This is a genomic window from Flavobacterium sp. W20_MBD1_R3 (assembly GCF_052119725.1).
Classification (GTDB): Bacteria; Bacteroidota; Bacteroidia; order Flavobacteriales; family Flavobacteriaceae; genus Flavobacterium.
Genome location: NZ_JBGQOR010000010.1, coordinates 62,485 through 73,916, shown reverse-complemented (window position 1 = coordinate 73,916; position 11,432 = coordinate 62,485). Strand labels below are relative to the sequence as shown.

The window sequence follows — 11,432 nt, the reverse complement described above, 5'->3', positions numbered from 1 at the left end:
TTCATGGGGCCCTAAGATTATGGGTCAAGCAATTACAAACTCATATGGTCAACCTGAAGTATTGCAAGCTTACAAGAATAATGTTAAAGATTTTTTTAAAACTTCTTACAACGCTCAAAATAACTTAAGTTTTGCTGGAGGTTCTGAAAAGTCTAGTTTTAGACTTGCGATTGGAAATACAAAGGAAACATATGTTATTGACAACAACAATTTATCTCGAACTAATTTAACTTTTTCAGGAAACACTCAAATGTCTGATAAGTTAAACGTAGGAGCTAGCATTACCTACACTAATACATCTTCACAAAGAACCTTACAGGGAAACAACTTGTCTAACCCATTGTTTAGAGGATATTTTACTCCAAGATCTTATAATTTAAGTGGTTTGCCATTTGAAAATGCACAAGGTCAGCAGTTGTATGCTGGTGGTGAGGATAACCCTTATTGGACTATTAAAAATAATCTGTATAATGATAAAGTAAATAGAATTTTGGCTAATTTTAATGCTAAATACGATTTCGCTTCATGGTTGAATGCTGACTTTAAAATCGGTACAGATTTCTATAATTTGAATAGTGTTGGTTTTGACGAGATTGGAAACAGAGGCGCTGGTTCTGTGCAAGGTTCAACTAATATTGGAGGTTTAATTGAGGGTGCTACAAACGTTCATAACTTGAACCAATATTTTACATTGAACGCTAGTAAAAAGTTTAATGATTTCACTTTATCTGGGTCAGTTGGAAATGAGTTTAATAATAACTATAGCTTCGCTTCTCAGGTTACAGGTCTAAATTTAGTGATTCCTGGATTTGCCAATTTATCTAATGCTGTGACGTATGCGCCTGCTTCCTCTATTGTGAATACAAAATTGTTTGGAGTTTTTGCAGATGCTGTTATAGAATATAAAAATTTCTTGTCCGTAAACGTTAAGGCTAGAAATGACTGGTCCTCTACCTTATCTCCAGAGAACAATTCTATTTTCTATTCGGCAGTTTCAGGAAGTTTTGTGTTGACTGAGGCATTTCCTGCAATTAAGTTTGGCGATAAAATCAATTTAATAAAGTTTAGAGCAAGTGCAGGTGAAGTAGGAAAAGGTGCTCCTGCTTATGCAACAAATACTTACTTCGCTCAAGCTACTGCAGCTGATGGTTTTGGCCCACAAATTATTTTCCCTTACAATGGAAATGCTGGTTTTTCTCTTTCTAATACAGCGGGTAATGCCGATCTTACACCAGAGTTTACTAAAGAGATTGCTTTTGGAACTGAAATGGCATTTTTTAATAATCGATTAAATATTGATGCTACTTATTACGAACGTAATACTCGTAATGTAATTTTAAGTGTGCCTGTATCAGCTGGATCAGGAGTTACAAATGTTTTGAAAAATGCAGGAAAGCTTTCTACAAAAGGGCTTGAAATTGCATTATCTGGAACACCAATCAGAACTCAAAATTTTTCTTGGGATTTAGGAGCAAATTATACTCAGTATGTATCTACGGTTGATGAATTAGCGCCGGGTGTAACTAACATATTTTTAGGTGGTTTTGTAACTCCTAATATTCGTTTAGTTGCAGGAGATGAATATGGTCAGCTTTATGGTTCTAAATATCAACGTAATGCTGATGGGCAAATGCTAATTAGCCCTACAACCGGTTTGCCATTGCAAACTACAAGCGTAGAGAAAATTGGAAATCCAAACCCTGATTTTACAATGGGTATTACTAACACTTTTACTTACAAAAACTTTAGTTTATACGTTTTGTTAGACATTCGTGAAGGAGGAGATCAATATTCAAGAAATATAGCTGATGTACAAAGGAATGGTGTAGCTGCAGAGACAGCTGAATTCCCTAGGTTTGCAGCTGATAATGTTACTGCTAACACACCATATCTTTATGAAGGAGTTTATGCTTCAGGTGCAAATGCAGGTCAGCCGAACACCATACAGGTAAATGCTCAGTCTTATTATGGTAATAGTGGGAAGTATATTGCTGCTGAAGGATTTATATATGATACCTCTTGGTTTAGAGTTAGAGAGATGTCTTTTTCATATAAATTAGGCTCTAGTTTATTAGCGAATACCGGAATTAAACAATTTGAGGTTGGAGTATTTGGAAGAAATTTATTCTTGCACGCACCTAATTATCCGCATTTTGATCCAGAACAAAATGCTTTAGGGGTTAGTAATGCACAAGGTTTAGAGTTTAACTCTTTACCAAACACAAGAACAATTGGATTTAATCTTAAAGTAGTACTTTAATAATAATTTTAAATATGAAAAACATAAAAAATAAAATAGTAGCTGTTCTATTCTTAGTTGCTCTCGTAGTGACTGGCTGTGAATTTGGTGATATCAATGAGGATCCAAGCAGTGTAGTAGCTGCTCCAATTAATCAGCAGTTAACTTCATTGACCGTTAATGTTGGTTTTTTAGCTGGTAGCGATTTAAATCGTTATTCTTCTTTGATAATGCAACAGTATTCAGGACAAACTGTTGGTGCAACTACTCAGACTCAATTTTTCGAACAGTTTCAGATTGTTGGTTCGGATTTAAACAATGTATGGTCTAGTGTTTATGCTACCATCTTAAATGACGCAGAGAATATAATAGTTGGCGCAACGGCTTCCAATAGTCCGCATTATTCAGGTGTTGCCAAAATTTTAAAGGCATATACTTATCAAATTGCTGTAGATACTTGGGGTAGTATTCCTTATTCAGATACTCAAAAGTTAGCTGCAAATGTCAAGCCTAAGTATGATTCGGATGAAAGTATTTATGCGGATTTAATTACTCTATTAGATGAAGGTATTGCTGAGGTAAATGCGTCAACTTCGGCAATTTCGCCAGGTACTAATAGTACAATTTATCCAGGAGCATTTTCAACTACAAAAAACAACTGGATACGATTTGCTAACACATTAAAACTAAGAATATTTTTACATTACAGCGAAAAAAATCCAAGTTTTGCTAAATCTAATATTGATGCATTGATTAATTCAGGAGCTCTTATAATGGCCAGTAACTCAGATAGCTTTCAGATGAATTTTGTTGATGCTGCTAATGCGAGAAACCCAATTGACCAATTTGAAACTAATAGACTTGGTAATTTAGTGGTTAATGCAAAATTGGTTAATATGATGAATTCTAAAACAGACCCAAGAAGACAATTTTATTTTACTCAATTGCCTGCAGGTTCTGGTTTGTATGTTGGTGCTGTTTCCGGAGCTCCGGCAGGACCAGGTAACTATTCTAAATTCCACACTTATCTAAGAGGATCACTTACTGGTTCAGTGTATACTGGATCGGCGCCTATTAGAATGTTGACCTTTGCTGAATATAACTTTATTAGAGCTGAGGCATCGCTAAGGTTTAGTTCTCCCGGTAGTGCTCAAACATTTTTTCAAGAAGGTATACGGGCTTCAATGCTAAGTGCTGGTGTTGCAGTAGCGGACATTACTACTTATTTAGCAACAAATGGTACATTGACAGGAACTGATGCTCAAAAACTTGAGCAAATAATAAACGAAAAATTTATCGCTAATTATGGTGTAACGTTAGAACCATGGTCAGATTTTCGTAGAACAGGATATCCTGTTTTGACTTTACCTTCAAATGCAGTTGTGCCATATTTTCCAAGATCACTTTTTTATCCTCAATCTGAGCTTGATTTAAATCCTGAAAATGTTCAGCAAAAAGCAGGTATGAATGAGAAAGTTTTTTGGGATACACGTCAATAAAATTTATTAAGTATGATTAAACCTTCTCTTTCATGAGAAGGTTTTTTTTTGCTTAATTATTTTTTTTTTTGATGTTTTCATAAAATATTTTATGACCAATACTACAAAATACATCTGATTTATTGATATCGAGATACTATGTTTTGATAATTTTATATCGCTTTTCGATATAAATAATTATGAGAGTTGATTTCCCTATTGTGATCTAAAAGGCCAACGATTTAATATATATATATATATATATATATATATATATATATCAGTTTTGTATCTGTGCTTTAAAGAGTTTAATATTTACAAGAAAATCTGTACTTCAGGAAACTAATAATAACCCAACATTGATAGCAGAGCAAAATCCGGGTTGGTAAACTTAAAAGTAGAGTTTTATAAGATAATACTTGATATCGAATTAATTTTTAAAACAGTTGTAGGATCTATTTCTTACAACTGTTTTTTTTTACATTTACTTTTGGTATAAAATCTACAGACGCTTTAAATACTGTACGGAGGTAATTTTACGAAACATTTTCTTTTTGTAATTAAAGGACTCTCAAGTCGTATAATTATTTCTGGCTTCATCCGCTTAAGTTTCTAAATGTGATGTTAAAAAGAAAGGGATTAATATTAAATTAATTTTGATAAAAATAGGATTCTTAAGTTAATATCCGCAGTTTGTAGTGTTATAATAGCTAAATTTTATTTGGATATACATTTTTTTAAAAGCAATAGTATTTAAAATATAATGTGTTAAAGTTAACTAAAAATTATTTTCTTTAAGAAATTATTAAGAAGTTTGTGAAATAACTAATTCAAAATAAACTTAATATGAGATCAAAATTCAAATGGATTTTTTCGTTGCTATTGGCTTTGTCCATGCAATTTGTGTTTGCACAAGAAAAAACTGTTACAGGTGTAGTTTCTGATAATTCAGGGCCATTGCCAGGCGTTAACGTAGTAGTCAAAGGAACAAAAACAGGTGTTCAAACTGATTTTGACGGGAAGTTTTCAATACAAGCAAAAACGGGAAGCATTTTAGTTTTTTCTTTTATTGGAATGAAAGAAACAACGGCTGAGGTTGGTAATTCAACAACAGTTAATGTGAAAATGGATACCGGGGTATTTTTAAATGAAGTTGTTGTTGTGGGATATAGTTCAACGACTAACAAAGCTTTTACAGGAACATTCAAACAGATTAAGGCAGAAGTATTAGAACGTAAAAATGTGACAAATATTACTCAAGCATTAGCTGGTGAAGTTGCGGGTGTTAGAGTAATAAATACTTCAGGACAACCAGGCTCAAACGCAACTATTAAAATACGTGGTATCGGTTCTGTTAATGCTAATTCGGATCCATTATACGTTGTTGATGGTGTTCCTTATGTTGGGAATTTAAGTTCAATAAATTTTTCGGATGTCGAGTCTACAACAGTATTGAAGGATGCTTCTGCAACATCTATTTATGGTTCTAGGGGTGCTAATGGTGTAATTCTTATTACAACAAAAACCGGTAAAGCTGGTGGTTCATACATTCAAATTGAAACTAAATTAGGTAACAATGTCGCACTTTTACCAAGATATAAAACTGTAAGATCTGCAGATGAGTATATCGCTTTAGGTTGGGAATCTCTGTATAATCAAGGTGTTATAACAAATGCATCAGATCCAATTGCATATGCCAACACAAATTTATTTTTAGCAAGAGGGTTAGGAGGAAGTCAGTACAATTCGTGGAATGTCTCTAATGGGGATGAATTAATTGATCCAGTTACTCGTCAAGTTAGAGCAGGTGTTACTAAAAAGTATACTCCTGAAAGATGGGAAGACTATGCTTTTCAGGCTTCAATTAGATCTGAAACCAATTTAACATTAGGGGGAGGTGACGGTAAAACAAATTACTTTACATCATTCGGTTATTTAAAAGATCAAGGATATTCAATTAACTCTGATTTCGAACGCTTATCAACACGTATAAATATTAATCATGAAGTTAAACCTTGGTTAAAAGGAGGTGTAAACTTTGGATACTCTTATTCTAAATCTAATAACAATGGTCAGTCTTCGGATTCAGGAAGTGTTTTTTGGTTTGCTGATAACATGCCATCCATTTATCCTCTTTTTGAAAGAAATACTGATGGAAGTATTGTTCAAGATCCGATTTATGGAGGAAATAAATATGACTATGGTGAGAACGGAAGACGTTTTGGTGGTTTGACCAATGCAATTTCGGATGCTACGAGGGAGATTGATAGAACTGGTAGACATGAGTTGAATATGAATGTTTCGTTTGACGTGAAGTTTACTAAAGGACTAACTTTGGAAAATCGTGTTGGAGCTCAATATTATAATTCATCTAGGGACAATAAAGGAGATGCTTTTTACGGGGGTTCTGCTTCACAGAATGGTTCTATTTTCAAAACAAAAACAGAGTTTTTGAACTATAATGTTTTAAATTTATTACGATATAAAACTAGTTTTGGAGACCATTCATTTGAAGCTTTAGTAGCTCATGAAAATAATCAACTTTCTAATTCGTATTTAAGTGCATATAGAACTAATCTATTTGATCCGAATGGACTTGAATTAAACAACGCTATAGTTCAGCAAAGTTCTAATTCCTACAAAGATATGAGTTCTCTAGAAAGTTATTTTGGTCAAGTTAATTATGATTATAAAAATACATATTTTTTATCAGGAACTATAAGAAGAGACGGAAGCTCTAAATTTATTAACAACAAATGGGGGACTTTTGGTTCAATAGGGGCATCGTGGATTGTATCTAATGAGTCGTTCATGGATAATCAAAATGTTTTTAGCTTCTTAAAATTTAAAGCCAGTTATGGTATTACTGGAGAACAAGGTGTTCAGGATGCAAATGGTAACTTAGCCTATTATCCCGGTTTAGATACTTATTCGATTAATAATCTAAATGATGAGGCTTCACTTGGCGATTTTACTAAAGGAAATCCTGATCTAACATGGGAAAAAGCAAACCAATTTCAAACAGGTGTTGAATTTGCTTTAGGGAAATACCTTGATGTAGCAGTTGATTACTATTCAAAACGCACAAAAGATCTTATATTTGATAGAAGAGTTGGTCCATCATTGGGGTATGCACTTTTAAAAGTAAATGATGGTGAGTTGCTAAATAGTGGTATTGAATTTGATGTAACTGCACACCTTCTAAAAGGGGATGATTATTTTATTGATCTTACTGTTAATGGTGAAGTACCTAAAAATGAATTATTGAAATTACCAATTGATCCTGCCACAGGAGAAGAAAAATTAATTGATATTAATGGACTTTATGGTAGGTCAAAAGGACGTTCTTTATATGATTTCTACATCAGAGAAGATGCAGGGGTTGACGCACTAACGGGAGCTCCTCAATGGAATGCTTACTACTTTGATGCCAATGCAAATGGTGTTCAGGATACTGGTGAAGAATTTATTAAGTCATTGTATGAGTATGAATCTCAAAATCCTCAAAACGTTGGTGGTATTGTTGAGACTAAAACAAATACCTACACTAATGCCGCTATTAAATATATTGGTAAATCAGCAATACCTGTTGTAAGAGGTGCTTTTACGTTAAGTACTAAATACAAGGCATTCAGTTTAAGTACACAATTTCTATATAGCTTGGGTGGTTATTCTTATGATGGTGCTTATGCAAGTTTGATGCATAGTGGTTTAATTGGGTCAAATAACTGGAGTGAGGATATTAAAAATAGATGGCAACAACCAGGTGACATCACTAATGTGCCACGTTTGTCAAATAATAGTGATCTTTCTGCTAACGGGACTTCTTCAAGATTTGTTACTAAGGCAGATTACTTATCGCTTAATAACGTCAGAGTAGGATTCTCTATGCCGCAAAACTTTTTAAAATCTGTAAACATGTACGGTTTAGATGTATATGTTTCTGGAGATAACTTGCTTTTATTTTCAAAAAGAGAAGGGTTTAATCCTGCCGCATCTTTATCAGGAGCTTCAAATACTTATAGATATTCTCCAATGTCGACAATCTCGATTGGTGTCAAAGCTAAATTTTAATTTTAAAAACAAATAAAAATGAAAAATATAAAATTAATTGTAATATTCGCTGCTGCATTAGTCTTTACGGCTTGTAGCGAAGACTACCTTGTTGCTGAGCCGACAGAAGTAGTTTCTTCAGATCAAATAGCAGATATTGTTGATTTGAAACCTGAAGCATTGAATAGTTTGCTGTCAGGGATATATACGACTATGTATACCGCAGGATCGGGGGGTACTAATTTGGACCATGATGATTTTGGGCAAAAAGGATATGATATATATACAGATATGATCAGTTCTGACATGGTTTTAGCAGGTCTAAACTATGGATGGTATACAAGAATCGTAAATTATCAAACAACGGTGAATTTTACAGATTTAAATAATTATAAACCATGGAGATATTACTATAGAATTATTCTTTCAAGTAATCAAATCATTGAAGCTTTTGGTGGTAACGATTTTACTCCCGAAAATACTGAAGCTAAGCATATAATGGGACAAGCTAAAGCATTACGTGCTTATGCTTACTTTTATTTAGCACAATTATATCAAAAAGAATATGTTTCTGATGAAATGATTTTACCTATATATACTGATACTCAGGTACCTAATCAGCCTAAAAGTTCAGCTGCGGATGTCTATGCCTTGATCATTAAGGATTTGACAGACTCTGAAACCTTATTAGCAACTTTTAATAGAGAAAATAAAAGTAGTATCAATCAATCTGTTGCACAAGGATTGTTAGCTTATGCATACGGAGCGCAAGGAAACTATCAAAAAGTTTTAGAGATAACTAATAAGATTATAGCTAAAAATGAATTTTCATTAACAACGGCTTCTCAATTAGTTGGTAAAGTAGATTCTAATGGTAAACTCATCAATACTGATGCAGGATTCAATAACGTAGCTACTCCTAGTTGGATGTGGGGTGTAGATTTGACTGTTGCTAACGATTTAGATTTAGTTTCATGGTGGGGACAAGTAGATCGTTACACTTATAGTTATGCTTGGGCAGGTGATCCTAAAACAATAGATAAAAAGCTACAAGATCAAATTAGATCTACAGATATTAGAAAAGAACAATTTACTTCAACTGGTAGACCTTCATTTAAATTTTTTGATCCAAATAGAGTTATAGGTGGCCAAAGAACTGTGACTACAGATTATCTTTACATGAGAATTGAAGAAATGTATTTGTTGAATGCAGAGGCGCAAGCAAAACTAGGAAACGACTCTGACGCTAGAACTACGTTGAAAACATTATTAGCAATAAGAAATGTAGATGGAGTTTACTTGGACGGAATGTCAGGAACAACATTACAACAAGAAATTTACCTGCAAACTAGAATAGAATTTTGGGGTGAAGGTAAAAGTTATTTAGCAATGAAGAGAAATAAAGCTACAATTACTAGAGGATCTAATCACTTGTACTTTGCAGGAGAAAGTTTTCAATATAATGATGATAAATTGACGTTTGATATTCCGCAAGCGGAAATATTAAACAACCCCTTTATCGATTAAATAATAAAATATTTTGTTGAAGCCCGCTTTTAAAGCGGGTTTTTTATTTTTAAAAGGTTTTTCATTTATCTTTGACCTAATTATTCGTAGTTAGACAGTAACTTAATTATACATTCATCAAAATGAGAATTCTTCTTTTAGTATATTTATTCATTTTCCCCTTAATACTGTTTTCTCAAATTAAGCTTAATAAAGGATTAAATTTTAATTCGTCGGAGAAAGGAAAAGAAACAGATTCTTTACAATCTGAAAAAGCTCAAAAAACCGCTACCATAGACCTCTACCAGTTTATCACTTTAGAGCGCGATACGACTTACATTGATACCTCTCTTAATATTCAAAAAGAATACAGCCACAATTATCTGCGAAAAGACATCTTTGGACTTTTGCCTTTTCCAAATGATGGTCAAACCTATAATACGCTACAATATAGTTTAAACGAAATTTCACCTCTGCCTGAATTTGGCTTTAAAGCAAAACATTTTAATTTTTTAGAAGCAAACCAAATCCGTTACAGCTCTGTTGCTACTCCTGTAACCGAATTGTATTTTAAAACCACTATTAAAAAAGGGCAATCTGTCGATGCATTTATCACATTAAATACTTCAAAAAACTTAAATTTCTCAATGGCTTACAGAGGTTTACGCTCCGAAGGGGAGTACATTAATCAACTTTCAAGTACAGGAAATTTCCGATTTACAACTAGTTATAATACAAAGAATAAACGATATTTCGCAAATGCCCATTACACTTATCAAGATATTTTAAATGAAGAAAATGGAGGAATTACGACCATTGGTGATTTTGAAAGTGGCGACCCAAACTACGATAACAGGCAAAGGTTCGAAGTATATCTCAATGATGCCAAATCATTTCTGAAAGGGAAAAGAATTTTTCTGGATCATAATTTCAGAATTAATACCAATAATGATGACAATAATTTGTATTTGACGCATCGTTTTAATTATGAAAATAAGTTCTTCGAATACAATCAGTCTGCAGTGCCGTCTACAGTAAATGGCGAAACAGTTGACCGTTTTGGTGATTCCTACAAAAACAGTGGAATCAATGATCAAACTCGTTTTAACAAAATGTACAATAAAATTGGTTTGGTTTATGAAAATATAACTTTGGGTAAATTTCAGTTTTTTGTCGATGATTTTAGATCTAATTATTACTACAATCAGATTTTAATTTTTGATGCCGGAACGGTTCCGAGTTCGCTGAGTCAGAATATTAATAGCGCTGGGGGGCAATATGAATACCGAAAAAATAAATGGAATGGTAGGTTTTCTTATTCTAGATCAATCACTAATCAGTCGCTGTCAAATTTAGATGCCAAGATTAAGTATGACTTCAATGATGAGATTCAATTCGCATTTCAATATCTAAATATAAACAAACTTCCCAATAATAATTACAATCTACACCAGAGTAGCTATGTGCAATACAATTGGTCCAATGATTTCAAAAACGAAAAAATTAATACAATAAAAGCAAGCGCTGTTTCTCCTTGGATTGATGCAGAGTTGCAACTTTCTGTTTTAAATGATCATTTGTATTTTACTGATGCATCAACGGCCCAACAAAAGGAAGGTAAAGCACAGATTGTTGCACCGGGACAATACGCCGGAACAATAAATTATTTATCAATCAAAATAAGCCGCGAATTAAAATTCGGTAAATTTGCTCTGGATAATACCTTCTTATATCAAAAAACAGAACAACAGAATCCGATCTTGAACGTTCCTGAAATTGTAACGCGAAATACGATTTACTATTCGGATTACTTATTCAAAAAAGCCTTGTTTTTGGAAACAGGAATCTCGCTAAATTACTTTTCTAGTTACTATGCCAGTGAATATAATCCAGTAATAGGAGAGTTTTTTGTACAAAATGAAAAACAAATTGGAAATCATCCTAATCTTGATTTTTTTATTAATGCAAAAATTCAAAGAACAAGGATCTATTTTAAAGTAGAACATTTCAATTCGGCACTTAGCGGTAATGATTTTTATGCTTCACCCAATAATCCCTCGCGTGATTTCACGATTCGTTTCGGATTGATTTGGAACTTCTTCAATTAATCGTTCGTTAATCTTTTAATTCGTTTTTCTTTGGCTTTTTATCGTTCT

Annotated in this window: 5 protein-coding genes; all 5 read left to right on the top strand. The window is 33.1% G+C overall.

Annotation, left to right across the window (positions count from 1 at the left end; all coding sequences use genetic code 11):
* The coding region (locus tag ACEN2F_RS12530; RefSeq protein WP_441739552.1) for a hypothetical protein at nucleotides 1-2,260 on the top strand (2,260 nt) is incomplete at its 5' end.
* 14 nt (nucleotides 2,261-2,274) lie between these two features.
* Nucleotides 2,275-3,738 (top strand): SusD/RagB family nutrient-binding outer membrane lipoprotein, encoded by a 1,464-nt coding sequence (locus ACEN2F_RS12525; RefSeq protein WP_441739549.1) that lies wholly within the window; start codon nucleotides 2,275-2,277, stop codon nucleotides 3,736-3,738.
* An 825-nt stretch (nucleotides 3,739-4,563) separates the two neighbouring features.
* A complete protein-coding gene (locus ACEN2F_RS12520; RefSeq protein ID WP_441739548.1) occupies nucleotides 4,564-7,791 on the top strand; it encodes a SusC/RagA family TonB-linked outer membrane protein in 3,228 nt (1,075 codons plus the stop codon).
* Nucleotides 7,792-7,809: 18 nt separating this feature from the next.
* Nucleotides 7,810-9,297, top strand: coding sequence for a RagB/SusD family nutrient uptake outer membrane protein (locus tag ACEN2F_RS12515; RefSeq protein WP_441739546.1), 1,488 nt, complete (start codon nucleotides 7,810-7,812; stop codon nucleotides 9,295-9,297).
* 122 nt (nucleotides 9,298-9,419) lie between these two features.
* Entirely contained in the window at nucleotides 9,420-11,384 is a 1,965-nt protein-coding gene (locus tag ACEN2F_RS12510) for a putative porin (RefSeq protein WP_441739545.1), read from the top strand.
* Nucleotides 11,385-11,432 lie beyond the last annotated feature (48 nt).